The organism is Rhizobium sp. SU303, from assembly GCF_021052345.1.
In the GTDB taxonomy this organism is placed as follows: Bacteria; Pseudomonadota; Alphaproteobacteria; order Rhizobiales; family Rhizobiaceae; genus Rhizobium; species Rhizobium laguerreae.
This window is the reverse complement of record NZ_CP088095.1, coordinates 825,550-851,114: the sequence shown is the minus strand read 5'-3', so window position 1 is coordinate 851,114 and position 25,565 is coordinate 825,550. Positions and strand designations below refer to the sequence as shown.

General features: G+C 59.6%; 30 protein-coding genes and 1 pseudogene. 19 read left to right on the top strand and 12 right to left on the bottom strand.

The window, feature by feature from the left end; all coding sequences use genetic code 11:
• Positions 1 to 35 precede the first annotated feature (35 nt).
• The 3 genes from RlegSU303_RS04240 to RlegSU303_RS04235 all read left to right on the top strand — a co-directional run bounded on the left by RlegSU303_RS04240 (position 36) and on the right by RlegSU303_RS04235 (position 3,677).
• A complete protein-coding gene (locus tag RlegSU303_RS04240) occupies positions 36 to 1,958 on the top strand; it encodes an adenylate/guanylate cyclase domain-containing protein (RefSeq protein ID WP_231283489.1) in 1,923 nt (640 codons plus the stop codon).
• 532 nt (positions 1,959 to 2,490) lie between these two features.
• On the top strand, positions 2,491 to 2,688 hold the full coding sequence (locus RlegSU303_RS34490) for a DUF2934 domain-containing protein (RefSeq protein WP_222283534.1): 198 nt from the start codon (positions 2,491 to 2,493) through the stop codon (positions 2,686 to 2,688).
• Positions 2,689 to 2,942: 254 nt separating this feature from the next.
• Positions 2,943 to 3,677 carry a phosphotransferase enzyme family protein gene (locus RlegSU303_RS04235; protein WP_231283488.1) on the top strand — a complete coding sequence of 245 codons (735 nt, stop codon included), beginning with the start codon at positions 2,943 to 2,945 and terminating at the stop codon, positions 3,675 to 3,677.
• A 23-nt stretch (positions 3,678 to 3,700) separates the two neighbouring features.
• Here RlegSU303_RS04235 and RlegSU303_RS04230 read toward each other — a convergent pair whose 3' ends face one another.
• From RlegSU303_RS04230 to RlegSU303_RS04220, 3 genes are all read right to left on the bottom strand, one after another.
• Positions 3,701 to 4,195, bottom strand: coding sequence for an SRPBCC family protein (locus tag RlegSU303_RS04230; RefSeq protein ID WP_222283536.1), 495 nt, complete (start codon positions 4,193 to 4,195; stop codon positions 3,701 to 3,703).
• Positions 4,176 to 4,538 carry an ArsR/SmtB family transcription factor gene (locus RlegSU303_RS04225; protein ID WP_222283537.1) on the bottom strand — a complete coding sequence of 121 codons (363 nt, stop codon included), beginning with the start codon at positions 4,536 to 4,538 and terminating at the stop codon, positions 4,176 to 4,178. The genes RlegSU303_RS04230 and RlegSU303_RS04225 overlap by 20 nt, the downstream gene beginning before the upstream one ends.
• Positions 4,539 to 4,604: 66 nt before the next feature.
• A complete protein-coding gene (locus RlegSU303_RS04220) occupies positions 4,605 to 5,246 on the bottom strand; it encodes a dihydrofolate reductase family protein (protein WP_231283487.1) in 642 nt (213 codons plus the stop codon).
• Positions 5,247 to 5,396: 150 nt separating this feature from the next.
• Between RlegSU303_RS04220 and RlegSU303_RS04215 the strand changes: the two genes are divergently transcribed.
• The 6 genes and pseudogenes from RlegSU303_RS04215 to RlegSU303_RS04195 all read left to right on the top strand — a co-directional run bounded on the left by RlegSU303_RS04215 (position 5,397) and on the right by RlegSU303_RS04195 (position 8,334).
• Positions 5,397 to 5,753, top strand: coding sequence for an ArsR/SmtB family transcription factor (locus RlegSU303_RS04215; protein WP_231283486.1), 357 nt, complete (start codon positions 5,397 to 5,399; stop codon positions 5,751 to 5,753).
• Positions 5,728 to 6,216 carry an SRPBCC family protein gene (locus RlegSU303_RS04210; RefSeq protein WP_205913588.1) on the top strand — a complete coding sequence of 163 codons (489 nt, stop codon included), beginning with the start codon at positions 5,728 to 5,730 and terminating at the stop codon, positions 6,214 to 6,216. Before RlegSU303_RS04215 ends, RlegSU303_RS04210 begins: the two co-directional genes overlap by 26 nt.
• A gap of 213 nt (positions 6,217 to 6,429) precedes the next feature.
• Positions 6,430 to 6,534 (top strand): annotated as a pseudogene (locus RlegSU303_RS34485) (DoxX family protein); the annotation flags it as partial.
• Between the two features lie 376 nt (positions 6,535 to 6,910).
• Positions 6,911 to 7,243, top strand: coding sequence for an ArsR/SmtB family transcription factor (locus RlegSU303_RS04205; protein WP_017959456.1), 333 nt, complete (start codon positions 6,911 to 6,913; stop codon positions 7,241 to 7,243).
• A complete protein-coding gene (locus tag RlegSU303_RS04200) occupies positions 7,236 to 7,721 on the top strand; it encodes an SRPBCC family protein (protein WP_231283844.1) in 486 nt (161 codons plus the stop codon). The genes RlegSU303_RS04205 and RlegSU303_RS04200 overlap by 8 nt, the downstream gene beginning before the upstream one ends.
• Positions 7,714 to 8,334, top strand: a complete 621-nt coding sequence (locus RlegSU303_RS04195; protein WP_179038969.1) for a glutathione S-transferase family protein — start codon at positions 7,714 to 7,716, stop codon at positions 8,332 to 8,334. Before RlegSU303_RS04200 ends, RlegSU303_RS04195 begins: the two co-directional genes overlap by 8 nt.
• Positions 8,335 to 8,444: 110 nt before the next feature.
• Here RlegSU303_RS04195 and RlegSU303_RS04190 read toward each other — a convergent pair whose 3' ends face one another.
• Positions 8,445 to 8,795 carry an ethanolamine utilization protein gene (locus RlegSU303_RS04190; RefSeq protein WP_026158575.1) on the bottom strand — a complete coding sequence of 117 codons (351 nt, stop codon included), beginning with the start codon at positions 8,793 to 8,795 and terminating at the stop codon, positions 8,445 to 8,447.
• A 425-nt stretch (positions 8,796 to 9,220) separates the two neighbouring features.
• Between RlegSU303_RS04190 and RlegSU303_RS04185 the strand changes: the two genes are divergently transcribed.
• A complete protein-coding gene (locus RlegSU303_RS04185) occupies positions 9,221 to 10,159 on the top strand; it encodes a sialate O-acetylesterase (RefSeq protein ID WP_222283538.1) in 939 nt (312 codons plus the stop codon).
• 140 nt (positions 10,160 to 10,299) lie between these two features.
• Here the strand turns inward: RlegSU303_RS04185 and RlegSU303_RS04180 are convergent, their stop codons facing one another.
• Both RlegSU303_RS04180 and RlegSU303_RS04175 read right to left on the bottom strand, forming a co-directional pair.
• Complete coding sequence (locus RlegSU303_RS04180; protein ID WP_168277327.1) at positions 10,300 to 10,773, bottom strand: SRPBCC family protein; 474 nt, start codon at positions 10,771 to 10,773, stop codon at positions 10,300 to 10,302.
• A gap of 33 nt (positions 10,774 to 10,806) precedes the next feature.
• Positions 10,807 to 11,676: an SDR family oxidoreductase gene (locus RlegSU303_RS04175; RefSeq protein ID WP_131720282.1), complete on the bottom strand. Its 870-nt coding sequence runs from the start codon at positions 11,674 to 11,676 to the stop codon at positions 10,807 to 10,809.
• Positions 11,677 to 11,780: 104 nt separating this feature from the next.
• Between RlegSU303_RS04175 and RlegSU303_RS04170 the strand changes: the two genes are divergently transcribed.
• The 3 genes from RlegSU303_RS04170 (at position 11,781) to RlegSU303_RS04160 (ending at position 13,924) form a co-directional block, all read left to right on the top strand.
• Positions 11,781 to 12,671, top strand: a complete 891-nt coding sequence (locus RlegSU303_RS04170) for a LysR family transcriptional regulator (RefSeq protein WP_131720283.1) — start codon at positions 11,781 to 11,783, stop codon at positions 12,669 to 12,671.
• 81 nt (positions 12,672 to 12,752) lie between these two features.
• A complete protein-coding gene (locus RlegSU303_RS04165) occupies positions 12,753 to 13,187 on the top strand; it encodes a hypothetical protein (protein ID WP_131720284.1) in 435 nt (144 codons plus the stop codon).
• Positions 13,188 to 13,339: 152 nt separating this feature from the next.
• On the top strand, positions 13,340 to 13,924 hold the full coding sequence (locus RlegSU303_RS04160; protein WP_131710181.1) for a GNAT family N-acetyltransferase: 585 nt from the start codon (positions 13,340 to 13,342) through the stop codon (positions 13,922 to 13,924).
• Between the two features lie 565 nt (positions 13,925 to 14,489).
• On the opposite strand, the gene RlegSU303_RS04155 is transcribed toward RlegSU303_RS04160, so the two are convergent.
• From RlegSU303_RS04155 to RlegSU303_RS04140, 4 genes are all read right to left on the bottom strand, one after another.
• A complete protein-coding gene (locus tag RlegSU303_RS04155) occupies positions 14,490 to 15,917 on the bottom strand; it encodes a TRAP transporter large permease (RefSeq protein ID WP_077976769.1) in 1,428 nt (475 codons plus the stop codon).
• Positions 15,914 to 16,561 (bottom strand): TRAP transporter small permease subunit, encoded by a 648-nt coding sequence (locus RlegSU303_RS04150; RefSeq protein WP_017959442.1) that lies wholly within the window; start codon positions 16,559 to 16,561, stop codon positions 15,914 to 15,916. Before RlegSU303_RS04150 ends, RlegSU303_RS04155 begins: the two co-directional genes overlap by 4 nt.
• 59 nt (positions 16,562 to 16,620) lie before the next feature.
• Entirely contained in the window at positions 16,621 to 17,751 is a 1,131-nt protein-coding gene (locus RlegSU303_RS04145; protein WP_222034640.1) for a TRAP transporter substrate-binding protein, read from the bottom strand.
• A gap of 593 nt (positions 17,752 to 18,344) precedes the next feature.
• Positions 18,345 to 18,701, bottom strand: coding sequence for a winged helix-turn-helix transcriptional regulator (locus tag RlegSU303_RS04140; RefSeq protein WP_017959440.1), 357 nt, complete (start codon positions 18,699 to 18,701; stop codon positions 18,345 to 18,347).
• 120 nt (positions 18,702 to 18,821) lie between these two features.
• Between RlegSU303_RS04140 and RlegSU303_RS04135 the strand changes: the two genes are divergently transcribed.
• The 4 genes from RlegSU303_RS04135 (at position 18,822) to RlegSU303_RS04120 (ending at position 21,154) form a co-directional block, all read left to right on the top strand.
• Positions 18,822 to 19,259 (top strand): ester cyclase, encoded by a 438-nt coding sequence (locus tag RlegSU303_RS04135; RefSeq protein WP_020485976.1) that lies wholly within the window; start codon positions 18,822 to 18,824, stop codon positions 19,257 to 19,259.
• Positions 19,260 to 19,379: 120 nt separating this feature from the next.
• Positions 19,380 to 20,153, top strand: coding sequence for an AAA family ATPase (locus RlegSU303_RS04130; RefSeq protein WP_131630275.1), 774 nt, complete (start codon positions 19,380 to 19,382; stop codon positions 20,151 to 20,153).
• A gap of 201 nt (positions 20,154 to 20,354) precedes the next feature.
• Positions 20,355 to 20,510, top strand: a complete 156-nt coding sequence (locus RlegSU303_RS04125; RefSeq protein ID WP_017959437.1) for a hypothetical protein — start codon at positions 20,355 to 20,357, stop codon at positions 20,508 to 20,510.
• Positions 20,511 to 20,593: 83 nt separating this feature from the next.
• Positions 20,594 to 21,154 carry a BA14K family protein gene (locus RlegSU303_RS04120; protein ID WP_017959436.1) on the top strand — a complete coding sequence of 187 codons (561 nt, stop codon included), beginning with the start codon at positions 20,594 to 20,596 and terminating at the stop codon, positions 21,152 to 21,154.
• Positions 21,155 to 21,253: 99 nt separating this feature from the next.
• Here the strand turns inward: RlegSU303_RS04120 and RlegSU303_RS04115 are convergent, their stop codons facing one another.
• On the bottom strand, positions 21,254 to 22,000 hold the full coding sequence (locus RlegSU303_RS04115; RefSeq protein WP_168280127.1) for a glucose 1-dehydrogenase: 747 nt from the start codon (positions 21,998 to 22,000) through the stop codon (positions 21,254 to 21,256).
• Between the two features lie 106 nt (positions 22,001 to 22,106).
• Between RlegSU303_RS04115 and RlegSU303_RS04110 the strand changes: the two genes are divergently transcribed.
• Entirely contained in the window at positions 22,107 to 22,451 is a 345-nt protein-coding gene (locus RlegSU303_RS04110; RefSeq protein WP_129418290.1) for an ArsR/SmtB family transcription factor, read from the top strand.
• 136 nt (positions 22,452 to 22,587) lie between these two features.
• Here the strand turns inward: RlegSU303_RS04110 and RlegSU303_RS04105 are convergent, their stop codons facing one another.
• A complete protein-coding gene (locus tag RlegSU303_RS04105; protein WP_168280126.1) occupies positions 22,588 to 24,393 on the bottom strand; it encodes an amidohydrolase in 1,806 nt (601 codons plus the stop codon).
• A gap of 202 nt (positions 24,394 to 24,595) precedes the next feature.
• On the opposite strand from RlegSU303_RS04105, the gene RlegSU303_RS04100 reads away from it, so the two are divergent.
• Positions 24,596 to 25,465: a LysR family transcriptional regulator gene (locus RlegSU303_RS04100; protein WP_131720287.1), complete on the top strand. Its 870-nt coding sequence runs from the start codon at positions 24,596 to 24,598 to the stop codon at positions 25,463 to 25,465.
• The last annotated feature ends 100 nt before the right edge of the window (positions 25,466 to 25,565 follow it).

The following is a 25,565-nucleotide window of genomic DNA, read 5'->3' as shown; positions in this document are numbered from 1 at the left end:
GTGCTGAGACGTGTCCGCATTTCGGGGGAAATCTCGTGCACTGGTCTAAACCGCTCAGACTGCATCTCGGCGTCCTGGTCGTCGCGTCGCTGCTTTGCACGTCGACGCCCATCATCTGGCTGGCGTTCAGGCAAGGAAGCGATGCTGCGGTCAGTGCGGGCGTGCAGCAGATGCGCGAGATGAGCCTGCGGCTGATCGAGGGGTACCGCAATACGCTGCAGGGCGGCACCGAGGCGGTGGCACTGGCATCGACCCTGCCGCAGCTTACCTCCCCGCCGCCCCAGGATATCACGGCGAAACAGCAATTCTTTCTGGAGGTTCTCAGAAACGTCCCCAACGCGACGAGCGTCTACACCGGCTATCCTGACGGCTCGTATCTGCAGGTCATCAACATGCAAAGGCAGGATGTCCGCCGGATCCTCGCAGCACCCGATGGCACGGCTTTCGCGATCCGCACGATAGCACGCAGACAGGGGCCCGACGTCATATCGACGTTTCGCTTCCTCGACCTCCAGGCAAGGCCGATCGCCGAGCGTGACGTCGATTATGCATCATTCGATCCGCGGCAACGCCCCTGGTACCAATTCGTCATCCAGCACGGCGAGGAAGTATCCGTCGGACCCTATGTTGCGGGAACGCTGCAGCTTCCAACGCTGACGATCGCAGCACCGATGAGAGACGACGATCAGGTTGTCGTCGGTATCAACATCCACCTGATGACTGTCAGCCGGCTGCTGGATGCTGAGGAGATTTCGCCGCGGGCGCGCGCTTATATCATCGATGACGCCGATGATCTGATCGCCCATTCCGACCCGGCAATCATGAACAGGCTACTCGGCATATGGTCGAAAAATGCCGATGGCGCCGTTGCCGTCGATACGACGACGGACAGTTACGACACGAGCCTCGAAACGGTGGCAAGGCTCAGGCGGGATCCAGCCTTTGCAAGCGGCGGCGTGGTGCGGATCGATCTCGATGGCGAACGCCAGATCCTGCAGATCGCCCCCGTCGGTGTGTCCGGTCTGTTCAAGGGAAGCGTCGCCGCAATCGTCGTGCCCCTGGAAGATCTGGTAGCTGAAGCCAATCGGCTGCTGATGCACAATCTCCTGATTGCGGCCGCCTTCCTGATCGCGGGTGTCGCCGCCTCGGTGATGCTCTCGCGCATGGTCAGCCGCTCCCTTTATCGGCTGGCCGACGAGGCGCGCAGGATCGGCGATCTCGACGTCGGCGAGAAAGGTGTCTCCCATTCCTTCATATCGGAGATCAACACGCTGGCGAGCGCGCTGGCGGCAAGCCGCCATGCCATCAGCCAGTTTGCCCTCTATGTTCCGCGTGAAGTCGTCAGGCGGATCGTCAATCCCGAAGGGCGAGCGGTCGCCAAGGCGCAGCGACAGGATGTGACGGTGCTCTTCACCGACATCAGAGACTTCACCACCATATCCGAGCAGCATTCGCCCGAGGACGTGGTCGATACATTGTCGGCCTATTTCGAACTCTTAAACACGATCGCCGAGCGCAATCGCGGCACTGTCGTGCAATATCTCGGCGACTCCATTTTCGTCATGTGGAACGCCCCTGTTCCAGATGCCAGACATGCCGAAAACGGCTGCCGATGCGCGCTTGCCATGAAAGCGGCGATCGACGAGTTGAATGAAGCCAACCGCCGGAATGGCCGTCCCGCGCTCATCACCCGATTTGGATTGCACACCGGCCCGGCGGTCGTCGGCAGCTTCGGCGCGATTTCCAGGCAACAGTACACGGCCATGGGCGATACGATCAATGTCGCCTCACGGCTCGAAGGACTGAACAAGGACTTCAACACCTCGATCCTGGTCAGCGTCGCCATCCACGACGCCGTCGCCGATTGCTTTGTCCTACGCCCGCTTGGCCTTGTACCGGTTAAGGGACGCGCCGAGAAGGTCGATCTATGGGAGTTGGTTGGGGATATCAGCGACTAGAACAGGATGATCGAGGGTGGAGCATCAGAGCTGATCGCGTGGTTGCCGCGCTCCGGCATTGGTTGAAGAGCAGCCTACCTTTTGACCACTTGCCTGGCAGTCCACCCAACCGAAAAGACCCCGCAATTGCAGGGCAAATTTCAGGAATGGACATGAAAGAGGGGTCGCTGTGTCAGCGTTCTTCATGTCGGCGACCAAACTTGCTGGCGCCGATAAAGTTCCGAAAATTTATCCAAAGTATTTTTCCGTATTGGTTTGACTTTCACTTACTTGAAGCGCGCTGTGGCATCAGTATTACGGCCGTATAGACGTTGCAAAACACGGGCCTGACAATGAGGAAGACGAGATGTTGCCTACGTACGCCCGTCGCTTTCAGCCCGAAAAAGTCATTCGCGCCGTCTGCGACCATCCTCTCAAGTCCTTCGCGATCAAGACAGCGGTATTGGCCGGAATGGCAGTGTCGATAGCGATCGTCGTTTATATGTTTATCGGCGCCTGAGCCGCCCCTCGGCAAAATCCTGGAGACACGACAATGCAATTCACCGATGAAGAGCAGCTACGCCGTCGCGCATACGCAATTTGGGAACGTCAAGGTTGCCCCGAAGGGAAGGACACCGAGATTTGGGATATGGCCGTGAAGGAGATGAACGGCCAACGACCCCCGCAATCTCGCGATGCGCCCTTTCCCACCCAACCAGACGAAGCTGGTCCACACACTCATAAAGCATAGCATCAGCGCTGGCATCCCCTGATGACGCCGTCGCCGATCGCTTCGCCCTTCGCTCGCTTGGCCTGGTGCAGGTCAAGGCGCGCCGAGAAGGTCGATCTATGGGAGCTTGTCGGAGAAAGCCTGAGGGCGCAGGAATGAATGAGGCGTTCGGGTTGCTACCAACGGCAGCTTCGCGCCGCCAGCGGCCCTTGTGGCGTCGCAAACTTTCTCTATTTTTTTCGTTGTTTTGATCACGACCGCCAAGGGTATCGCCAATGGGATGGGAAGCACTCGGGCAATGGAGTGAAGACGCGGTTCGCATCGAACGGCTCACGGGTGGCGTTGCCAACGACGTGTGGAGCGTTCGCGTCCACGGGCAGATCGCGGTCGCTCGTCTCGGCTCCAGGAGCGACGCTGATCTTAAATGGGAAGCCGAGCTGCTCCAATACCTCGACCGTGAAGGCATGACCGTTCCGGGACCGATCCCGACGACTGACGGCCGACTGTTCGTGGACGGTCTGGTGGTGATGAAATACATGGAGGGCGGACCGCCCGAGACGGAGTCCGACTGGCGTCGCGTCGCCGACACGCTGCGCGAGCTGCATCGGCTGACGCAGGGCTGGCCGCAGCGCCCGGGCTGGCGATCATCGATCGACCTCCTGCATACTGAGACCGGAACGAGGATCAACCTTGCCGCGATGCCGCCTGAAGGCGTTCTTCGTTGTCGAGCAGCGTGGGCGCGGCTCATCGGGCGTCAGACATGTGTTGTCCACGGCAACCCCAACAGCCCTGGCAACGTCCGCATCACCGCAGATCGGGTCGCGTTGATCGACTGGGATGAAACACACGTCGACGTCCCCGACCTTGACCTGGTGCTGCCCGACAACGCTGCCGATCTCGACGACGGCGCCCATGACATCGCCGCGCAAGCATCCGCCGCATGGGAAGCCGCCGTCTGCTGGCAGGACGAATACGCAGTCAAGCGGCTTGCCGAAGTTCGAGCGGTCTAATCAGTTGAGTTGAAGGCGAGCTGTCACACGCTCGCGCTGAGCGTGATGAGTAGTTCATCCAACTGCTCGAACTGCTCGGGCAGTGCGTCTTCCATGCCGACGAAAGACTGGTCGAGCGCTTCCTTCGAGGGATAGAGTTCCTGCAGGACCAGCAGCGTCCTGCCTTCCTCTTCCTCGAAGGTCACCGTGGTGACGGCGCCCTCCTCCCCGCCTTCGTCATTGGTCCAGACGAGGCGCGATGGCGGCGACACGTCGAGATACTTGCCGAAGAAGGCCATGGCGTCCGAGGCGTCGTGTCCGAACGTGATGCGATAGCTGCCCCCGGTGCGAACATCCATCTCGCAGGAAAGCAGGGGCACGCCCATCGACTTCGGCGCCCACCACAGCTTGAACAATTCGGGCTTGGTCCACGCGTCGAATACGAGGCGAACCGGGCCGTTGAAGGTACGCCTCACCACGAGTTCGAGGTCCGACCTCCGTTCGACCACCGTGCGGCCGTTACTCGCTCTGTCTCCCATCGGCTTTCTCCTTCCGTTTCAGGGCCTCGATGACGTCATCAAGCGCGTCGAAGCGTGCGTTCCAGATCTGACGGCGCGCTTCGATCCAGGCCGCCTCTTCCTCGAGCCCGCGTGAGCCCAGTCTGCAGGTCCGCACACGCCCGACCTTCTCCGTCGTCACCAGCCCCGCCTGCTCCAGGACGCCGATGTGCTTCTTCATGCCCGTGAGGGTCATGTGGAATTTCTCTGCGAGCTCCGTGATCGAAGCATCCGCACTGCCGAGCTGTTCCAGAACGCCGCGTCGCGTGGCATCGGAGAGCGCGGCAAAGGAGGCATCAAGGCGAGCTGTCGAAAACTGAACCATATAGTTCAGTGTCTAGCACGCGGATCGGCGTCATGCAAGGGGCCGAGATCGGCCGGAGGCTAGCGGCTAGCGTTGGAAAGTGAGGTGGATGGTGCCGCTCGCTGCCGTTTCCGCCTTGACGGTGTAGCCAGCTTCCAGACCGCGCAGATCGTCCCATAGGCGGATGCCGCGCCCGAGCAAAATCGGCGTGATGGCAACATGAAGGCGGTCGACAAGGCCAGCTTTGAGATTGTCGCGAACGACGGTAGGACCACCGCCTATCCTCACATCCTTGCCGTTTGCGGCCCTTACGGCCTGCTGTAGCGCATCATCAGGGCTGGTATTGAGAAAGTGGAAAGTGGTGCCACCGGCCATCTCCAGGGAGGGTCGTGGCTTGCGGGTGAGGACGAAGACCGGACAGCCGAACGGCGGCTCGTCGCCCCACCAGCCACGCCAATTCGGATCGTCGGGAAAGTTGTGGAGACCGAACATGCCGGCGCCCATGATCTCGGCGCCCACATTCTCGAAATATTCCTTCGCATAGTCGTCGTCGAGACCTGTGGTCCCTTCCCCCGTCGTATCCTTGAGCACGCGCTCACGGAACGTTCGCGTTGCCGCATACGCGCCGACGAGACGCGGCCAGTCCTCACCGAACGGGCTTTCGGGCGTCTGGTCCGTCGTTGTCGCGAAACCATCGAGCGAGATCATGAGATCGACACGAACTACCACTGGGAATCCTCCTTGCGGGTTGTTTGCACCACAGCCGCCCTACCATTCAGGGCTGGACACTAAGGCAACTGCCTTCATATTTGGAGCCGGACACTAAGGCAAGTACCTTTTTATCCTTGACCGCCGCCACCGACCAATTTACGGATTGATATGCCTTACCACTCGACCCCCCTCGACCTCGCCTTTCACGCTCTCAGTGACCCGACCCGCCGTGCCGTGGTGTCGCGTCTGGTCGAGGGCGAGTTGCCGGTCAGCGCGCTTGCTGAGCCTTTCAACATGGCGCTGCCCTCCTTCGCCCAGCATCTCAAGGTGCTGGAAGATTGCGGGCTGATCGCCAGCGAGAAGCGCGGGCGCAGCCGCTGGTGCCGGCTGGTGCAGGCGCGTTTCGACGAGGCGGCGGACTGGATGGTATCGGAGCGCCGGCGCTGGACCGAGCGGTTGGATCGCCTGGAAGTCTACCTGGACAAAACCGAAGAGGATGATGAAGGACATGGCAAGCCTGTTTGAGACATGGTCGCTCGACCGCGAAATCGTGCTGGTGAAGCTGCTCAACCACCCGCGCGACAAGGTCTTTGCCGCCTGGATGGATCCCAAGGCGCTTGGCGAATGGTACGGGCCGGCCGGCCTCAGCATCGAGACCCACGAAGCCGATATCCGCGAGGGCGGGGTCTGGCGGTTCGACATGGTGGGCGTGTTCGAGGGCCGGGAGCAGCGCTTCCCGAACCTCATGCGCTTTCTGGAGATCGTGCCGAACGAGCGGATCGTAATGGACTATGGCACGCCCGACCCTGACGACCCCGACCGTTTCCGCGCCACGGTGACCTTCGATGAGCAGGCCGACGGCAAGACGGTGCTGACCATGCGCCAGCTCCACCCCAGCGCCAAGCGGCGTCAGGTGGTCATCGGCTTCGGCGCGGTGGAATACGGGCTGCAGACGCTGGATGGCCTCGCCGCCTGGTTGGACGGCTGAGCGCCAGGCGCCGCGCGCGGCTGGCAAGGGGAAGGAAGGCGCTGCTACACTTGTCCTCTTCTCCTCAGCGGGGAAAGATGCCCGGAAGCAGAAATTCCGGCCAGCCGCCAGGGCAGAAAGATTGGCAAAAGCGCCGCCTCGATCTCCCTCCTTCCTGTGCTCGTCACAGGAATCCATTGCGCTCAAGTCCTTGAGCGCCGGAGACTTCCGATCATCATCGCAACTGCGGTTTTCACGGTTCTACGCCACCGCGACTATGCGCATCTTGCGCCGCTGAGGGTCTTTGTCACCCTGATTGCTGTTGCCGTGATCTGGTCTTGGGCGCGGTCGGCCGCTTTCACCGACAGCCGTGGGCGAAGCAATATCATGTGGTTGCTGGCGCCACCTGATTGCAGCGGCAGCCACCTTCGAGCCTCACTCAACCTCCCTTTGGTTAGCGAAAACCCGCCCCCTCCTCCGTCATCCCAGGCCCTGAGCCTGGGATCCATGCCCGCTGCTGATTGAGGAGGCCAGAGCGGATCCTCGGGTCAAGTGTAAAGCCCGAGGAGGACGGAGCGCGGGGTGGCGTCTGCAGCAGGAACAAGCGACCTATCCCGACATGATCGGGAGCCATCAATTTCGACCATGCAAAATTACCTTTGACATTACGCTGTCCGCAATATATCCATACAGATATATAGCTAGATGGTGATATATGGACGACAAGCTCGATGCGATTTTCTCCGCACTCGCCGATCCCACGAGGCGAGCAATTCTTGGGCGGCTTGCCAACGGCAAGGCGACGGTGGCTGAACTCGCTGATCCCTTCGAGTTGTCTCAGCCTGCCATATCGAAGCATCTCAAGGTCCTGGAACAGGCCGGGTTGATCCGCTCCGGCCGTGAAGCGAATTCGCGTCCCCGCGTCCTCGAGCCGGCCGCGTTGAAGACGGTTGCTGATTGGATCGCCGATTACAGACGCTTCTGGGATCAAAGCTTTGATCGTCTCGATGACTATCTGTCCAAGGTACAAGGATATGAAAATGACTAATTCAGAGACCGACACCGACAACACCCGCGACCTGGTTCTTGTCCGAAAGTTCGATGCTCCATGCGATCTGGTTTTCAGGGCATGGATCGACCCGAAAGCGTTGGCGCAATGGTGCGGTCCGCACGGCTTCAAGGCGGTGGGCGACAAGCTCGAAGCCTGGCCCGGCGGTAGACACCGCGCCTGTCTGATCGCACCAGATGGAGAAGAGCATTGGGTCGGCGGAAAATATATTGAGGTCGAGCCGCCGCACAGGCTCGTCTTCACACATGCCTGGGAGCTCGCAACCGGCGAAAATAGCCCGGAAACGGTCGTCACCATCACGTTCAAGGACAGCGGCGGAGGCACGGAAATGACTTTTCGGCAGAGTGGATTTGATAGCGCATCGTCCCTTGAGGGTCATGGAGACGGCTGGTCGCAAAGTTTCGAGCGATTGAGCTTGTTTCTCGGGACTGAATCCGAAGGGCCGGATCATGCGTAAGGCGGCGATGAAGCTCTATTATTGCGAGACGCTCAATCCCCGGAAGGCCTGCGCCGCCGCTCGTTATCTGAAAGCCGACGTCGAGTTCGTCAGGGTTGATCTGGCAAACGGAGAACAGCGCACCGCAGAATTCCTGGCGCTGAACCCGAACGGGAAAGTCCCGGTGCTGCAGGATGATGCCGGAACTTTATGGGAAGCGAACGCCATCATGTGCAGGCTGTCTGACAGCGTCGCATCGGATTTCTGGCCGCATGACCACCGCCAGATCGACGTGCTTCGCTGGTTGAGTTGGGATGCCAGTCACTTCACCCAGCACGGGGCAACGCTCTGGTTTGAAACCTTGATCAAGCCGTTGTTCGGCGGTGAGCCCGACGTCGCCGTGATCGAAAATGCGAAGACGAGTTTTCGAGCCCATGCTCGCGTGCTCGACGATCATCTGGCCAAGAACAGCGTCGCCGTCGGGGAGACACTGACCGTCGCGGATTTCGCATTGGCCGCTGCACTTCCTTATGCGACTTCCGCTGAGATTCCACTTGCCGAGTTTCGGCATATACAGGCGTGGTACGACCGGCTTGAAGAACTGGATGCGTGGCGAAACCCTTTCCCAGCCTAGGAGGCACGGGCGAAGGACCTTTTTGCCAGGGTGAAAGGCGTTGGCAAAGGCACTGAACGGGTGTCACAGGAAAAAGCGCCGTGACAGGCAGTGAGCAAAAGCGCTCCGGTTCAGGCGTGCGCCGGGCGCCAATGCGGATAGGTGACATAGGCGGTGAGCGCGCCCTCCTCATGCGTGCTGATCGTCACCGTTTCACCTTTGGGCATGTAGACGATCTCGCCCGGTCCGGCGGTGACCGTTCCCGCCTCTGTCGCGACCGAAAGCCGCCCTTCCAGAACGATCATGACGTCGTCAACAACAATCGTCTCGGTCAGGCTCTGGCCGGGCGCGTAACGCCCATAGCCGATGGTGATCGGCCCTCCGTGCCGCTCGTCGACCAGATTGCCGACGGAGATGTCTGCCTCCTGTCCGGGGGAACGCTCGAGGACCGCATCGGTAATTGCGAATTTCTGCATCTTCATCGTCTTCCTCCATGCCGTGGGCAGAGCTAGGGCGGAGAATTGATGCGCCAAGACGGATGATGGCTGTTTCGATCGGAGGACATTTCAGAGTTTCCCTCTGCCAGCAGTTCGCGGGTCCGCTGGAGACCTGCCCGGCGGCGATTTCGCGCGTACGATCGGTGGCTCGCTGTTTTATCTGGACCCGCCCATAGCGGGCACGATCTAACCCATCCGGATGATTGTAATCACTGGTCCGGTCTATAGTTTAGAGCAGGTTTGCGGCGGCTCCAGGGAAATAGTCGTCGATGGGGCTCGATCTTCGTGACGAACTGTTTTTTGAAGGATCATGCCCCGAAGAAGCGGATGTGGCTGGTGTGTAAAGGAACCTTCATGGCTGGAGCAGCCTTGACCGTTCCGATAATCGATAATGTTTGAAAGGCAACGACATGCGTAAAACAATGGCAGTCGGCCTGGCCGCCTTGATCGCCATCTACTTTCTCGGCGGCATGAGCGCGAGACATGAGATCTTTCCTTGGCCACAACTTTCGGCGCTGAAGAAAATGGTTGTCGGAGAGAAGGTGGCGGCTCCAAGCCGTTATACGTTCGACGACAAGGGACGACTTATCGGGGATGAATCAAAAACGCTTGTGGCCTGCCCGCCTCAGACCGACCGAACTGCTGTCTTACTCATTCTTGGCCAATCGAACGCGGCCAACTACGGAGGACAACGGCACCGGTCGAATTATGGCGCTCGCGTTGTAAACGCCTTGGACAAACGCTGCTTCATCGCAGCTTCGCCACTTCTTGGATCGACCAATACCAGGGGAGAGTATTGGACGCTGCTTGCGAATAGTTTGATCGCATCGGGACAAAATGACAACGTCATCCTCGCACCCCTCGCCTATTCCGGATCTGAGGTCGCACGATGGGCGGCAGGTGGTGACTTCAGTCCCGTGCTGGTCGATACAGTGAAACAGCTTCAGGATTCCGGTTACCGGATAACGAACGTCCTCTGGGTGCAAGGAGAGGCGGACCTGGTTATCGGCACCACTGCGGAGGCCTACCAGGAACGTTTCATGTCGATGGTCAACACGTTGCGTCAGCACGGCGTCGAAGCACCCGTTTACATTTCCATCGCATCGAAATGCCTCGAACCGAGCAACGGCGGCTTCAAGGAGCATATCCCAGACAATGCGGTCGTGCGGGCGCAAGTGGCCTTGTCAAAAAGCGGCCACGGTATCCGAGAGGGCGTCAATTCCGACGCGTTACTCGATGGAGACGACCGCTACGACGATTGCCATTTCGGGAGCACAGGCGGGGAGAAAGCGTCCCGGGCCTGGCTGAACCTTCTGCGCTCCGATGGCCGCCTGGAAAGCTCGCGATAGTCTTGCCTGAACTGGTTTTCGCGCCTTCGCGAGTGGCGGCCTCGGGCCCTGCCCGGTATTCGACACCTTGTCGCTTGTGCCCCAGCAAGGCAGGGCGCCTCGTTAAGAGGTCGCCCTGTTGTTCGTGTTCCTCTTGATGCTCAGAGCTTTCCCTCTGCCAGCAGTTCGCGGGTTCGCTTCAGTGTCGACAGCAAGGCCGCCTTGTAGCCGGTTTCGCCGTCGAACTGTGCCTGCTCGGCCTGCTCTTCCGGGCCGTTCGGCTGTTTGCCGCGCAGGCCGAGATAGCAGTAGAAGCGCAGCTGAAGCTGGCCATCTTCATCTTCGAAAAGCTCGTTGACGATCGCTCCCTCGCGCGGCCCCGTCGCCTGAAAGAAGGTGACCTTGCTTTGCTGTTCCAGGGTGATGATCTCGCGCAGGTCCAGCCCGGCAATCGTCGCCTCGCGCACAAAGTGGGTCGGGCTTTCTTCCACGACATCGCAGCGAGTGCAGAGACCGGCGGGAAGAAAGAGCCGGGCGTCGCGCGCCTTGCGTTCGAGACCCTGCCAGGCCTCGGCGCGCGTTAAAGGGGTTTCGCCTTCCGGGTTCACCGGAACTGTGGCGGTCGAATAGATCATGGTAATCGTCCTTTCGAGATCGCTGTTGCTGCCTCAGGCGGAGGCAGCGGTTTCCGTGGCGAAGGTGCGATAGGAGCGCATCGGGCGTCCGAGCAGCTTTGTCAGACGTTCGAGGTCGCCGGTCTCAGGCAGCATTCCGTCGGTCAGGAAACGCTCGCCCATCAGCCGCATGTCGTAGGCCGCCCAGGCAGGCATGAACTGCCTGAGATTCTGCTCGAAGCCCTCGGTATTGTCACCGCCATAGGCGATCGGGCGGGCGAGCACGTCCGACCAGATGGCGGCGATACCGGCTCCGGTCAGCGTCTCCGGACCGACGAGGTTGATCCGGTCGAGCGCCAGCGGCTCCGCGGACTGTTCGCGGCGCAGCAGCTCAAGGGCGGCGATCTCGGCGATGTCACGCACGTCGATCATGGCGAGACCCTTGGCGCCGATCGGCATCGGATAGGCGCCGTAGCCGGTGATGACGTCTTTGACCATCAGATCATTCTGGATGAAGTAGGCCGGGCGCAGGATCGTCGCCTTGAAACCCATCTGCTCGATCATCCGCTCGACGCCGAACTTGCCGGCGAAATGCGGCACGTTCACGTAGACGTCGGCGTGGATCACCGAGAGGTAGACGATCCGCTCGATGCCGGCCGATCGGGCGACGTTCAGCGCAATCAGAGCCTGGGTAAATTCGTCCGGCACCACGGCGTTGAGCAGGAACAGCGTCGACACGCCCGACATGGCGTTGCGCAGGGAGTCGACGTCGAGGAAGTCGCCTTGGGCGACGCTGACGCCAGCCGGGAATTCGGCTTTCGACGGATCGCGGACAAGAGCACGGACATCGGCGCCGCGCTTGACGAGGTGTTCGACGACTTGGCGGCCAACATTGCCTGTGGCGCCGGTAACGAGAATGGTCATGGTGTTTCTCCGTATTGGGTTGCTTGACACCTCGAATATGTGTGGTTCACTGGCAGTCCGATAGACGGCGATTTTAGACAGACAGTCTCGCTGGTGGAACGCTCATGGATCTTCTTGCGCTTGCCGATTTCAATCTCGTCGCCCGCCACGGTGGCTTCGGCAAAGCGGCACGGGCGACCGGCCGGCCGAAGGCGACATTGTCGCGGCGTGTCGCCGAGCTGGAAAGCAGTCTCGCTCTGCGGCTGTTTGAACGCGGCGCGCGTAACCTGAAACTTACCGAGGAAGGACGGGCGCTGTTCGAGCGGACGGCGGCGTTGCTTGCCGAACTGGACGAGACGGCTGCGGCGATTGCCTCCGGCGGTCAGAAACCCAAGGGCAGATTGCGGATCAGCGCACCGTTGCATTTTTCCCAGACCGCCATGGGCAGGATCGCCGCCGGCTTTGCCCTCAAATATCCGGAGGTGATGCTTGAGGTGACGAGCGAGGACCGGTCCGTCGATATGATCGAGGAAGGCTACGATCTGGTCATCCGGGTCAATCCCGATCCCGACGAAAGCCTGGTCGGACGGGCGTTTCTGCGCGACCGGCTGGTGGTGGTGGCAAGCCCCGATCTTCCCCGCCCGACCGGCGGACGCGCTGCGCCCGGCGTTGCGCGTGGCGCAGCCGAAGCGCAGACATGGCAGGTGAAGACATCAGGCGGCCGGTCGACGATCAAGATCGAGCCCGTGCTCACCTTGTCAACGCTCATCACCATCCGCGATGCGGTGCGCGCCGGCGTCGGCGCAGGCCGTCTTCCCATTTCGCTGGTCAGCCACGACCTGGCGGACGGCACTCTGGTCAATTGGGGAGATATCGACGGTCCCGAGGTCACTCTCTGGACGCTCTACCCCTCAAGGCGGCTGCTCAGCGCGCGCGTCTCGGCGTTCCTCGACTTCCTCAAGCAGGCCTTCCCCAATGGCACGCCGGAGGAACTGGCCGCCTATATCGGCAGATGATGAGCGAACCCGCTTTCAGGCGTAGAGAGTCTGGCCTAGGCTATGCCCATAACCGACGACATCGACATCCGGAGGAGAGCAGTGTTTCGTTATCTCTTTGGCGCAATATTGGCGTCCGTGCCGCTCGCTACCGCCCATGCAGAACCGCCAAATTATTGCAGAAACAGTTTCAAGCCTAACGAACCGATCGAGTCGCGTTTCATGGGAATCGAGTACGCGCTGATCATGCATGTGCTTGCGGAGAGGTATTGCGGGGCGGAGCGGAAGCCGATGCGCCCGCGATTTTTACAATATGTCGAGAAACAAGGTTGTGGCCCTGGAACAGAGATCTATTCCGATGTCGAGGCGGCGATTGCAAAGATGGAGGGAGCGAGCCTGAAGCTTCTCGCTCAGAATGGAGACCCCGGTCTGGCTATCTCCGAACCGCAGGTGCAGGAGTGGGCGTCGGCCACGACGAAAGAGCTTGGAGGATGCGACGCATTGAAAGCCGCGCATGATGCCGAGCTTCAGCAGTAGGTCGCGAATAAGAGAAACTGTTAGCGGCATGGATAGCGGCTCGGTGAGCCCCAGTAGCAGTCGGTTTCGCTCCCACGTCATAGGTATTAAGGTGGGCTAGCTGAGAACCGGCGCGGTCGCTGCGTCCGGACCACTTACCTCAGGAGGGCAGTATGGAATCGCCAACAGTGAGAGTCATGGCCGCGGCCGAGGAAGATCTGGCGGCCGAAACGGTCCTGCTGGCGTTTGCAGCGGATCCTATGGCGCGGTGGACCTGGCCGCATGCACACCAGTACCTTGCGGCCATGCCGCGAATGATCCGGGCGTTCGGGAGCAGCGCATTCTCTAACGGAAGCGCCTTTTGCACCGACGGCTACGCCGGGACGGCGCTGTGGCTACCGCCCGGAGTGCATTCCGACGAGGAAGGACTTGGTGCGGTGCTCGAGAGCACAGTTGCGCCCGCTCTTGCCCCCGAAACCACGGCCATATTCGAGCAGATGGCCGAGTACCACCCGACCGAACCACATTGGTACCTGCCCCTGATCGGCGTCGACCCGGCGCATCAAGGCAAAGGTCACGGCGACGCCTTGATGGCGTATGCGCTCGCATGGTGCGATCACGATCACGCACCAGCCTATTTGGAATCCTCGAACCCGCGCAACATTCCGTTCTACCGACGCTACGGCTTCGAACCGCTCGGCGCGATCCAGGTCGGTTCGTCGCCGACGCTCGTCCCGATGCTGCGGCGGCCGCGTTGAGCTCCAGTTCGATAGAGAGTTGGGCGTCCCGAAGGCGAGCGCGCGGCCCAGCCGCGAACGAACTGGCGACAACGTTGCTGGCGAATACATAGTGGAGTCATGGGCGATGTCCGCTTTTAGAAGTCGGACAATCTAGCTTTAACGACCGACATGAGGTCAAAGGCGGCCTTGATATCTATGGCAACGGTGCGCCGTGAGCGGGCATTGCAGCGTAACCGGCGTCACGGTCGTAGCTTGCGTAGATGCTCTAGGCAGTCTCGAAGATTAGCGCCATGACCGGTCGATGGACGATCGGGCTTTTTGCAGCGGATTGCCGTCACGAAAGGGCGGCGGTTGAACGATTGCAGTCTATCCAGACGATTTCGACGGGCGTCGCCGAAAGAGCTGATCCCAGATGTCGTACCCCGCAGGGACAATCCCGATCAGCAGTGCAGCGGCCAAATCGAACCGTGGAACAAACGCCAGGATGACCGCGCAGAACGCGACAAGCGTCACGAATGCAAATATGGCAAAAAACCGGCTTCTGTTCATCGGTCTATCCTTTCGGAATTGGCCAGACACTGCGTCATCTCTGTACTCCATAGAGTAGATTCGGCAGCATGTAGACGATGCTCGGGAACAGATAGATGACCACCATGCAGAGAATGACGATCAACATATACGGCATCATGCCGCGGAAGATGTCTGTCAGTTTGACATGCGGAGGCGAGACGCCCTTCAAGTAGTATGCCGACATCGCCATGGGTGGTGATAGAAAGGCCGTCTGCAGGTTGATTGCCACGAGAATACCGAAGAACAGCGGATCGATCCCGAAATGCGGCAGCAGCGGAATGAAGATCGGGATGAAGATGACGATGATTTCAGTCCATTCCAGAGGCCAGCCGAGAATGAAGATGATGATCTGGGCCAGGATCAGGAACATCAGCGGCGACATGTCCAGGCCGGTCACGAAGTCACTGATGAACTGTTGGCCGCCGAGATAGGCGAATACCGATGCGAAGGTCGCCGAACCGACGAACAACCAGCAGACCATCGCGGTCGTTCGCGCCGTCAGATACACCGACTCCTTCAGTCGCTGCCAGGTCAGCGCCCGATAGGCCGCAGCAAGCGCCAGTCCCCCCAATGCGCCGATTGCGGCGGCTTCCGACGGCGTTGCAAGGCCAAAGAGAATGGCACCCAGCACCGCAAGAATCAGAAAGGCGAGCGGCGCGAAGGATGTAAGCATCATCCAGGCGAGTTGGACCGGCGTGTGCTCGCCCACATCTTCTTTCGTTGGCCGCGGCGCCAGTTGCGGCTGCAGGATTGCTCGCACCACGACATAGATGAGATAAAACCCCGCCAGGGCGAGGCCGGGCAGGAGCGCCGCCGCATACATTCGGACAACCGAGATCCCGGAGGTGGCCGCATAGACGATCAGCAGGATGGAAGGCGGGATCAGGATCCCGAGCGTGCCGCCCGCGCAGATCACGCCCGTCGCGTAGCGCACGTCGTACTTTGCCTTCAGCATCGCTGGTAGGGCGAGCAGTCCCATCAACGTCACCACGGCCCCAACGATGCCGGTTGCCGTGGCAAAGAGTGTGCAGGTGGCCAGGGCGGCGACCGCCATCGAGCCGGGCACCCGGCGCGTGACGCTGAATAGCGTCGAGAACAGCCGATCGACGATGTTGGCTCGCTCGACGATGTAGCCCATGAACAGGAACAGCGGGATAGCCGTCAGCACGTCGTTCTGGATGACCGAGTAGGTCTGGTTGACGAACAGATCGAAGATCCGGTTGTTGAAGAAACCGCCGATCCAGGTCTGCGCCAGTGTAAAGGCATCGCCGCCGGATTCGAGCGCGCGGTCATAGCCGCGCCACATGCGGCCGGCATCGAAATAGGCATAGTATCCGAAGCCGACACCCAGAGCCATCAAGGTGAACGCCACCGGGAATCCGAGGAAGATGGCGAGGATCAGGATGAGGAGCATCCCGACGGCGATATGTGCATCCGTCATTGAGCGTCCCGATCCCGTGGTTCACGTCCAGCGTCAACTTCCCGCGACGGAAGGAAACCCTCGTCCTCGGACTTGAGCACGTCCAGGCTTTTTGTTTCCAGTAGTACCTTTTCCAGTTCTTCGACATCTTCGGCCTGCTTCGGCCATTCGCCCGTCCTTATGCAGAGAATGCAGCGGAAGACCTGCGCCACGCCCTGCAGGAACAGGAGAATGCCGGCGGCGACGATCACGGCCTTGAACTGGAAGATCGGCACACCGGCGGGACTGTTGGAACTGACCTCCAGATAGCCCCAACTGCGTGCGGCATATTTCCAGCCCGAGATCACAAGCGCGGTAATACCGGGAAAGAAAAAGATGAAGTACAACACCAGTTCCAGCCTGGCCTGGGTGCGCGGTTTCCAGAGCCGGTAGATGAAGTCGCCGCGCACATGGCCATCACGCGAGAGGGTATACGCTCCCGCCATCATGAAGATCGTTCCATAGAGCATGTAGCTCAGATCGAAGGCCCAGGGGGTCGGCGCGCGAAAGAGGTAGCGTGCAACAACCTCATAGCCGACGCCGAAGGCCATGATGAGTATCCCCCACGCGAACACCTTGCCGAACCACGCCGACAATTCGTCGGCGAATGCAATGTAACGGAGCATGCAAGCGCCTCCCTAATCTCGATGAGGGACGAGGCCCGGAAATACCGGGCCTTCACCATCTATTTTCCGAGGTTCAATTTTCCGGGGAAATAGTGCTCATAGGCGAGTGCGAGATCGGCGGAGTTCATCAATTCGTAGTACACGACCCTCTCCACCCACTGCCGCTGACTGTCGAGCACCTTCTTCATGAACGCATCCGCTTCAAGCGTGGGGATGATCTCATCCCAGGCCTTCAGTTGCGCATCCAGAATTTCCTTTGGAGTGCGGTGCACGGTCACGCCATGTTCGGCCTGGAGTTTTTGAAGGTCGCTTGAATAGTTGTCCATCGCGGACGCTGTTATCGCCGTGCTTGCTGCCTCCACGCCATATTCCAGGATCGCCTGCAGATCTTCGGGAAGGTCGTCAAACACATCCTTGTTGAAGAGGAACTCGAAAGATTCGCTCGCTTGATGGTAGGACGACAGCATGTAGTTCTTGGCGACATCCTGCGAACCAAACCGTAGGTCCGAGGAGGGATTGTTGAACTCGAAGGCGTCGATCACACCTCGCTCCATTGCCGGCACGATCTCGCCGCCCGGAAGTTGAGCGACGCTCATGCCCATATTCTGCATGAGATCGGCGGCGAGCCCGACCGTACGATATTTGAGGCCGTTGACGTCGTTCACCGTCGCGACCGGGTTCTTGAACCAGCCGAACGGCTGCGCGGGCATCGGGAAGCCATAGAAGCCGTAAAGGTTCAGCCCCATGATGTCCTGGGTGAGTTCTCGGTAGAGATCCTTGCCGCCACCTTGATGGAACCATCCGAGCATGGTGGTTGCGCTGCCGCCAAATACCGGCCCGGTACCGAAGAGGGAGGCTGCCTTGTGCTTTCCGTACCAATAGACGGGAACGGTGTGGGCTGCGTCGATCACGCCATCGTTGACGCCGTCGAGCACCTGAAACGCGCCGACGACCGTACCGGCAGGCATTAGTTCGAACTTCAGGCGTCCGCCGGACATTCGTTCGACCCGTTCGACGTACAGGCGGGCAAAATCCATCCAGATGTCCGACGCGGGCCAGGATGTTTGCATTTTAATGACGGTGGGTGCCTGGGCCAGCACGGCCGGGGCGGCAAGAGCCCCAACTGCGGTTACTCCAACGAGCGTAGAGGCTCCCAGCAACTCTCGACGCGATACTGCCTTTTTGGTCATTGTTCTTCCTCCCTGGATTGTAGTCGAATTCTCCCTGCGTTTCCTGATAGTCTGCTAAGTTGAACAAGAGGCCTCCCAACCTCTTCGCGATCAGTATCAACAACTGATTGTTCTCATTTGTCAATTATGCACACTTTTTGCAATTCTGACAGACGTTCAATTGTTGTTGATCACAGCTTGGGGCTGTGGTCCAACGTCCAAGGCACAGTACCGCTACTCCGCGTTGTCCGGACTACCTCAGCTTAGAAAGAACGAGCTGCTTTCGCCCGGCCGCTTTCGGGGAGCGGCAACAATTGCCTCTATGAGCGAGAAGAGGCGCAAAACAGTCGCTAGACAAGTCACCTGACCGCCTACATCCCCCGCCAGACAATGCCCGGCTGCTCCACTCTGATATCTCAGATCAGTCAGGAAGGCCCGCCTTGGCCAAGCCCTCTCGTAATCTTTCTGCGTCTTTCGGGTTTCGAAAAGGCAGCCGAGCCTCATGCCCATCGAATGAGTATTTCGGGTGAAGGCGCAAAGCGGAAATACTTCCGTACCGTTGCCGCCAGTACACCTTCGACCGGGGCCAACTGGTCATCGGGCTCATCCGCGTCTCAACTGGATGCCACCTTCGACGATCGCTGCAGCGTGCCCGCTACCTGTGCACGGTTTTGATTGCCCCATTCGCAGAGCGGAACCAGCGCCTGAACGAGCGTTTCACCGAACGGTGTCAGCGCATAGTCGACCACCGGAGGCACCTGTTGGTGATCGTGGCGTACAAGAACGTTCATTGCGACCAACTCCCGAAGCTGCTGGATCAGCACTTTTTCGCTGATGCCTCCGACGCGCCTTCTGATCTCGGAAAATCGCGTGGGGCCATCCCGGAGATGGTAAAGCACCAAAGGCTTCCACTTGCCGCCGATGACCGACAGCGAAACGTCCAGGCCACATTGAGTCTTCAGTCCGTCCATTAAAAAGCCCGCACTTACCTTTTGGTATGTTCTACCCATAGAGCAAGTGGGCGTCTACATGTCTTCTGTCCTTCGGCCGGCAGAGTTCGGGATAGCCGGAATTCGGACGAGGAGCTGTTAATGAGAGACGATATCCATACGATCAAAGAGCTATACGCCGCAGCAGAGGGAGATGGACTGGATGTCGGCAAATTCGTCTCCTTCTTCTCTGAAGATGCTTATGTGCGGGATATCCCGACCGACATGGAGTTCCGCGGCAAGGATATCGCCATGGTCGCGGGCGGCATGGCTCAGGCCTTTCCAGATATTCACCGAGAACTCTTCAACATCTACGCGATGGAAGATGTCATCGTGGTCGAGCTTGCCATTCGCGGCACCCACAAAGGAGCATTGGTGACGTCAGCGGGCACAGTCCCTCCGACCGGCAGGACCATCGATGTTCCTTGCTGCGATGTCTTTCACATGCGAGATGGAAAGGTCGTCTCCTTTCATTGCTACAACGCGGCGTCCATTCTCCAGCGCCAGTTGGGTCTTGCCGGTAACGCAACGGCTGCTTGATAAGCCGCAGATTCCTTAGCAGGTGACGCGGCCGGCTGCTTCAACCTCATCCAGCCGGGCCGCTTTTGGCCCAGGCCAGCCCGCTCGTGTCATGAACTCTAAACAGATTGCCCGGTGCCAATGTCTGCGATGCGAAAGACCAGATTGACAAGCCTGCCAGCCCCATATCTGAAGCGCCTTTGGGTGCGGGAGGATGCGGCCCTGAGCGAGCAGTATCCGTTCAATCTGCCTTGGCTGGATAAGGATTTCGCCCTCGATTTCGCCACGCCGGTGACGATTATAGTGGGTGAGAACGGCACCGGGAAATCCACGTTGATCGAGGCTGTGGCAGCCTTGTGCGGGTTTGACGAGGCCGGGGGCGGCAAGGGCTACATGCCAGTCGACCATTCCCGTGCGGTGGACCGCAGCGGCGCCCTTCTCGCCAGCGCGTTGCGAGCAGCCTGGTTGCCCAAGGTGACCGCAGGCTGGTTCTTTCGCGCCGAATCCTTCTTCTCTGTCGCACGCTTTCTCGATGAAGCCGCTCGAGACGCCAATGCTGCACCGCCGGACTTCTTGTCATGGAGCCACGGTGAAGGCTTCGTGCGTTTTTTCGAGGAACGCATGTCCAAACAGGGAATATACCTACTGGACGAACCGGAGAGCGCGCTTTCCCCGAAGCGCCAACTGGAACTACTCCGCCCCCTTCATGCCATTCAGAGATCGGCAAATGCTCAGATCATCATGGCCACGCATTCGCCCATCCTTATGGCTGTCCCTGGTGCTCGGCTGCTGGAGATCACCCGCGGCGGGCTTGCGGAAATTGAACTGCGCGATACGCGACATTTCAAGCTCTACAGAGACTTCACCCTCAATCCAGATGACTTTGTGGATCGTGCCTTGCGCAACGAGATGTAAACGCAGGCGGAGCATTACCAGTCCGGTTCATACGTCAGAGTAGCAAGGCTCTTGCTTGCTAAGCGCCAGCGTAATTGAAATTGTGAATGACGGACTTCAGATCCATTCAAGAACGCTTAAACGATGTCGCCCATCCGACGCATAGGCGACGTACCGCCGCCGGGGCGATGTCTGCTTCCAGGCAGGATACTTGCGTCCTCTATGACCGAAAAGGCGGCGCAATGCCGAAATGATTTCCGCAGCGGGGCCGAGAGCATGGAGCGCGCACCGAGATTGGCGCGTGCTTTCGCCGCGACGCCGCCGTCGAAGAAAAGCCTTCCTGCGAAATTGCTCGAATCAAAGCCGATTTTAGAGTAAAATTAACCAGTGCATTGAGAGGGCTGAAATGTCCTTGCGCGCCGCATGCGTCGCGCAGCGCTTACGGAAGGAAAGATGAGCCAATGAAAAGGTTAGCAATCGTTATCCTCTCGCTGGTGACGGCGCTGACGAGCGTCCCGCCGGCCATGGCGTTTCCCACCGTCGCCGTGCCGAAAATCGAAGCCACCAAGGCGCAGCCGGTCCAGTACAGAAATTATCGCGGTGGGTACCGCGGCGGCTATCGAGGCTATCGCGGGCGTGGATATCGCCATGGTGGCGACGATTGGGCCTGGGCACTCGGTGGGCTCGCGACCGGCGCGATCATCGGCGGAATGCTAGCGCAGCCGCGGTATTATGGCCCCAGCTACTACGGTGGAGGCTACTACGGTCAGGGCTACTATGACCGGGGCTACTACGGATCGCCCTATTACGGTCCGCCGCGCTACTACGGGTCGACCATTTACCGTCCGCGCTACTACGCGCCTTACCGCCCGCGCTACTACGCGCCGCGTTACCGCCAGGTCTATAGTGGCGGCAACGGACATGTAAGCTGGTGCTATTCGCGCTACCGGTCCTACAGGGCTTACGACAACACGTTCCAGCCCTATTACGGTCCGCGGCGGGCGTGCGTCTCGCCCTACTAAAGCATGTCGCGCGAAACTGTGCAGCGGTTTTGCGCAACGACCTGCGCAAAACCAAAGACCTGAAGCGCGACATGCGAGCTTGAAAGATCGCGATGCGCTTTAGCGGAAACCGCCGCTTGCCGCCAATCGTTCGCCGGTCAGCCAGCGGGCATCGTCGGAAGCGAGGAAGACGGCGACACCGGCGATATCGTCCGGCTGCCCGATGCGGCCGAGCGGCGTCTGGGCGACGATGGTCTGTTCGAAATCCGAGCCGATGACGCCGGCCGTGTGCGTGCCCTCGGTTTCGACCATCCCTGGCAGGATAGCATTGACCCGGATCTTGCGCGGGCCGAGTTCCTTGGCAAGCACGCTGTTGATGCCCTCGACGGCCCCCTTCGTGCCGGTGTAGACGGCAGTGGCCGGTGGGGCCAGGCTGGTGACCACAGAGGAGATGTTGATGATGCTGCCGCCCTCGCCGAGATGCTTGACCGCTGCCTGCGTGGTCAGGAGAACACCGAGAACATTGACGTCGAAGATGCGGTGATATTGCTCCTCGGTCACCTCCTCAATCGAGGCGAATTCATAGACGCCTGAATTGTTGACCAGCACGTCGAGCTTGCCGAATTCCCTGACCGCTGCGTCGACCAATCCCTGCGCCTCGCTGGCTTTAGAAACGTCGCCCTGCACTGCGATGGCTTTGCCCCCGGCCGTGCTGATCGCCTCAACTACGGCGTCGGCTCCCGCCTTGCTCGAAGCGTAATTGACCACCACTTGCGCGCCTTCCGCCGCGAGTGCCTTGGCAATCGCAGCACCGATACCCTTGGAGGCCCCCGTTACGACAGCGACCTTTCCTGTAAGCTTAGCCATTTCTCGTTCCTTCAGATCTGGATAGCCGCCGGAGTGGCGGGCTTGTTCCATAGTTCAGAAATTCGGAACTGTTGATCTCGATGTCAAGGGTGGCTATATAAAATTCATGAGACCGCTTTTTCACCCAGCCCTGGAGGACATCAAGCCCGAGGCGATCCTCTATGCGCTGTCCGATCCGGAGCGCGTTGCCATTTATGCAAAGCTTGCCGGCGCCAGCGGTGGCGGGACGTGCTCTGCGCTCGCCGATCTCGGCGACCGCGTCATTCCAAAGTCGTCGCTGTCCAACCATTTCAAGGTGCTGCGCGAGTCTGGGCTCATCCGGAGCGAGCGGCAGGGTGTGGAGATGCGCAACCAAACGCGCTGCACCGAGCTGGACGAGCGCTTCCCAGGCCTGATCAGGGCCATTCTGACCGCTTACGGCCAGCTTCCCGGGCAGCCGAAGACGGACTGATCGCCCCTGGAACAGCATCGCGCCCGATGGCCGCTGCCGACGGAGGTTCGCCTGCGGTCAGGACTCGTTAATCACAGCCGGAAGAGGACGGAAGCTGGCTCTTTGGCGTGAAAGCCGGAGAACCTTTCCGCTGGGTTCATTTTTCCCCATGATAGCTGCCGAAGGATTTTACGGGTGACCAAGCCGGAAGGATCTCGGGCAGTTTTGGCGATAGAGCGCTATAGTCCTGCGCACCGAACACGACCTTTCCGTCCATGATCGTGAGCACAGAAGAGATGGATTTGATCTGATCTTCCGACACGGTGAAGTAATCCCTGTCGAGCACAACGAAGTCCGCCAGGTATCCGGGAGCGATTACGCCCATTTCGGATTCTGTGTTCATGAACCACGCTGCACCATTGGTAAACAGTTTCAGCGCCTCGGCGCGGGATAGGCGATTGTCCTCAGCAAGAATTTCGGAGCCGGACACAGACTTGCCGGATACCATCCAACTTATACCGACCCAAGGGTTGAACGTGGCAGCCCGGAAGGCGTCGGTGGTCATGGCCAGCGGCATGCCGCTATCCACGAGCCTGCGCAGACGCGGGGTCTCCAGAGCCTTCTCGCGACCATGGGTTTTGATGAAACCATCGCCGTGCAGCGCCATTTTGGCGTCCAGGGCAATTCCGCCACCCAGCTTTTTCACCCGATCGATGTTCTCCGGATTGATGGTCTCAGCGTGCTCGAGACTCCATTTCAGGCCATCGAGCGGGATCGTTTCGTCCACCTTCTCGAGAGCGTCGAGAAAGGGCGAGATGTTCTCGTTGTAGCTGACGTGCATGCGAAACGGGATACGCCTCTGGACCAGCTTCATCACATCCTGCTCGACGAAGCGTCGCATCTTCTCGGGCGCGATGACGACCGCCGGACGGTCGAAGTTCTCATGATCGTGCACTTCCCCGCTCAGAACCTCCCCGGCCCCTCGATATTCATGGCCATGTGCCAGGGTGGGGTGCAGGTTTTGTCCTGGACTTATCGGCGCCGTTTTCGTGATCGCCTCGAGTTCCAGATCCACCATGTTTACCGGCCCGCCGTCGCCGAGTTGCAAGTCCACAAAGGGCATGCGCACATTGAGGCGGTTGTCTCGTGCAAGCACGTCTACCCTCGCCTGGGCCTCCGGGTATGGCCACCTGCCGCCGTTATCGATGATCGAGGTCACGCCGAACCGGTTCAGACCGTGAATGCTATAGATCAACGAACTCACTTCTTCGTCGAACGTGGGCTGCGGCACCATGCTCTCGAGGGCGAGAAACAACCAGGTATAGCCGTGGACCACACCGGTCGGATTGCCGCGGCTGTCCTTTTCGAATTCGGTGTCCGGCAACTTTGGGAACCGATCGGTGCCGACGCCAAGTGCCTCCATCGCCTGTTTGTTCAAGAAGGCGCGGTTGTAGGCGTATTGCACGATCATGGGGCGATCGGGCACGGCCTCGTGCAGTTCGTCCAGCGTGGGAAAGCGGTTCTCCTCAAACTGGTAGGGGGACCAGCCTCCGATTACCTTGACCCATTGGCCCTCGGGCGTGCGTGCGGCCTGCTCGCTGAGCATGGCCAATGCGTGACGCAACGTCGGCACGCCATCCCATCTTACATTGTAGTTGTAAGCCATGTCGTTGAGGACGTGCGTATGAGCATCGATGATGCCGGGGATGAGCCGGCGGCTGCGCGCATCAATCACCTGGGTCTTGAAATTCTTCAGATCGAGAATATCCACATCAGAGCCGACGGAATAAATGCGGCCGTCCTTGATCGCCAAAGCTGAAGCTTCGGGCTGAGCACGGTTGCCGGTGAAGATTTTTGCGTTGAGGATGATCAGGTCAGCACCGGGCTGTTCCTGCGTCGTTTGTGCCTGAACCGCAGAGAAAGACAAACTTGTCACAAACGCGATGAATATTTTTCTGATCATTTTATCCTCGTTCGAATGATTTTTATGAATTGCGGTCATGCACAAGCCGGCGCTTACGGATGCGTGCGATGGACGAAGAAGTGAGTCGAAGCCGTAGCGAGGATGCTCATGGGAGAGTCAGCCGCAGTGAAGTTGTCATTCTCCTCTTTGCCTCGGTAGCCCTCGGTCGTGTGAAGCCGTGTTGCAATATAAGGAACGCTTTGTGGAACTTGAGGATCTCAGAATATTTGTCGAAGTTGCCGATGCGGGCGGAGTATCGGCTGCGGCGCTGCGACTGGGCATCTCCAAGTCGATGGTCAGCCGGCGGATCGCCAGGCTTGAGGCGGAACTCGGCGCACAGCTATTTGCAAGGACGACCCGTGGCATAGCGCTCACGGAAGCAGGTTTTACATTCAGAGATTACGCAGCACGGGTTTCTGCTGACTTCGATGTGGTGCGCGAAACGATCCTGCCCGCCGGTGAGCTTCGAGGCCGCATGCGGGTGGCCGCGCCACTGTCATTTGGTCCGACCTATTTTGCTCCCGTCCTCTCCCAGATGGCCAGCCGGCACCCGCAACTGCAAATCCTTTCCTCCTATACCGATCGCTTCGTAGATCTCGTGGGAGAGGGTTTTGATTGTGCAATTCGGCTGGGACATCTGCCGGACTCGAACCTCGTCGCAAGACGTATCGGACCGATCTTTGGCAAGCTGGTTGCGAGTCCTGCCTACATCGAGGCTCACGGCGCCCCAGAAACACCGGACGAGATTGTCAATCACCAAGTCGTCATGCGGGACGCCGAGAAGTGGCAATTCATGGATGGCGACGAGATTGTCACGGTGCGTCCCCAGGGACGCTTCATAGCTGATAACGCAATGTCCCTCGTAGCGGCCGCTCTGGATGGGCTCGGGGTCGCCTATCTGCCAGAACCGCTTGTCACGGACCATATTTGTTCGGGTGCACTGGTGCCAATCATGACGCGTCATCCGATTCCGCCAGCCGGCATCTTCGTCGTGAGGCCGCCCGGCCAGTATCCCTCTCGAAAAGTGCGAACCCTCACTGAGATGCTTATCGAACGATTTGGAACTCGTTAGTCACAGCGTGCGCCGCGTCCGCCTTTATGGTCTCCGCGCCACGGAGAAAAGCTGGCCTGGTCAGCACTGCGCCGCGAATGTTGAAAAATGCGGCATCCGC

Coding starts and splice junctions, on each gene's coding strand:
- RlegSU303_RS34490 (WP_222283534.1), top strand. CDS start 2,491: ATGCAATTCACCGATGAAGAGCAGCTACGCCGTCGCGCATACGCAATT.
- RlegSU303_RS04235 (WP_231283488.1), top strand. CDS start 2,943: ATGGGATGGGAAGCACTCGGGCAATGGAGTGAAGACGCGGTTCGCATC.
- RlegSU303_RS04230 (WP_222283536.1), bottom strand. CDS start 4,195: ATGGGAGACAGAGCGAGTAACGGCCGCACGGTGGTCGAACGGAGGTCG.
- RlegSU303_RS04225 (WP_222283537.1), bottom strand. CDS start 4,538: ATGGTTCAGTTTTCGACAGCTCGCCTTGATGCCTCCTTTGCCGCGCTC.
- RlegSU303_RS04215 (WP_231283486.1), top strand. CDS start 5,397: ATGCCTTACCACTCGACCCCCCTCGACCTCGCCTTTCACGCTCTCAGT.
- RlegSU303_RS04210 (WP_205913588.1), top strand. CDS start 5,728: ATGAAGGACATGGCAAGCCTGTTTGAGACATGGTCGCTCGACCGCGAA.
- RlegSU303_RS04205 (WP_017959456.1), top strand. CDS start 6,911: ATGGACGACAAGCTCGATGCGATTTTCTCCGCACTCGCCGATCCCACG.
- RlegSU303_RS04200 (WP_231283844.1), top strand. CDS start 7,236: ATGACTAATTCAGAGACCGACACCGACAACACCCGCGACCTGGTTCTT.
- RlegSU303_RS04195 (WP_179038969.1), top strand. CDS start 7,714: ATGCGTAAGGCGGCGATGAAGCTCTATTATTGCGAGACGCTCAATCCC.
- RlegSU303_RS04190 (WP_026158575.1), bottom strand. CDS start 8,795: ATGAAGATGCAGAAATTCGCAATTACCGATGCGGTCCTCGAGCGTTCC.
- RlegSU303_RS04185 (WP_222283538.1), top strand. CDS start 9,221: ATGCGTAAAACAATGGCAGTCGGCCTGGCCGCCTTGATCGCCATCTAC.
- RlegSU303_RS04180 (WP_168277327.1), bottom strand. CDS start 10,773: ATGATCTATTCGACCGCCACAGTTCCGGTGAACCCGGAAGGCGAAACC.
- RlegSU303_RS04175 (WP_131720282.1), bottom strand. CDS start 11,676: ATGACCATTCTCGTTACCGGCGCCACAGGCAATGTTGGCCGCCAAGTC.
- RlegSU303_RS04170 (WP_131720283.1), top strand. CDS start 11,781: ATGGATCTTCTTGCGCTTGCCGATTTCAATCTCGTCGCCCGCCACGGT.
- RlegSU303_RS04160 (WP_131710181.1), top strand. CDS start 13,340: ATGGAATCGCCAACAGTGAGAGTCATGGCCGCGGCCGAGGAAGATCTG.
- RlegSU303_RS04155 (WP_077976769.1), bottom strand. CDS start 15,917: ATGACGGATGCACATATCGCCGTCGGGATGCTCCTCATCCTGATCCTC.
- RlegSU303_RS04150 (WP_017959442.1), bottom strand. CDS start 16,561: ATGCTCCGTTACATTGCATTCGCCGACGAATTGTCGGCGTGGTTCGGC.
- RlegSU303_RS04145 (WP_222034640.1), bottom strand. CDS start 17,751: ATGACCAAAAAGGCAGTATCGCGTCGAGAGTTGCTGGGAGCCTCTACG.
- RlegSU303_RS04140 (WP_017959440.1), bottom strand. CDS start 18,701: ATGGACGGACTGAAGACTCAATGTGGCCTGGACGTTTCGCTGTCGGTC.
- RlegSU303_RS04135 (WP_020485976.1), top strand. CDS start 18,822: ATGAGAGACGATATCCATACGATCAAAGAGCTATACGCCGCAGCAGAG.
- RlegSU303_RS04130 (WP_131630275.1), top strand. CDS start 19,380: ATGTCTGCGATGCGAAAGACCAGATTGACAAGCCTGCCAGCCCCATAT.
- RlegSU303_RS04125 (WP_017959437.1), top strand. CDS start 20,355: ATGACCGAAAAGGCGGCGCAATGCCGAAATGATTTCCGCAGCGGGGCC.
- RlegSU303_RS04120 (WP_017959436.1), top strand. CDS start 20,594: ATGAAAAGGTTAGCAATCGTTATCCTCTCGCTGGTGACGGCGCTGACG.
- RlegSU303_RS04115 (WP_168280127.1), bottom strand. CDS start 22,000: ATGGCTAAGCTTACAGGAAAGGTCGCTGTCGTAACGGGGGCCTCCAAG.
- RlegSU303_RS04110 (WP_129418290.1), top strand. CDS start 22,107: ATGAGACCGCTTTTTCACCCAGCCCTGGAGGACATCAAGCCCGAGGCG.
- RlegSU303_RS04105 (WP_168280126.1), bottom strand. CDS start 24,393: ATGATCAGAAAAATATTCATCGCGTTTGTGACAAGTTTGTCTTTCTCT.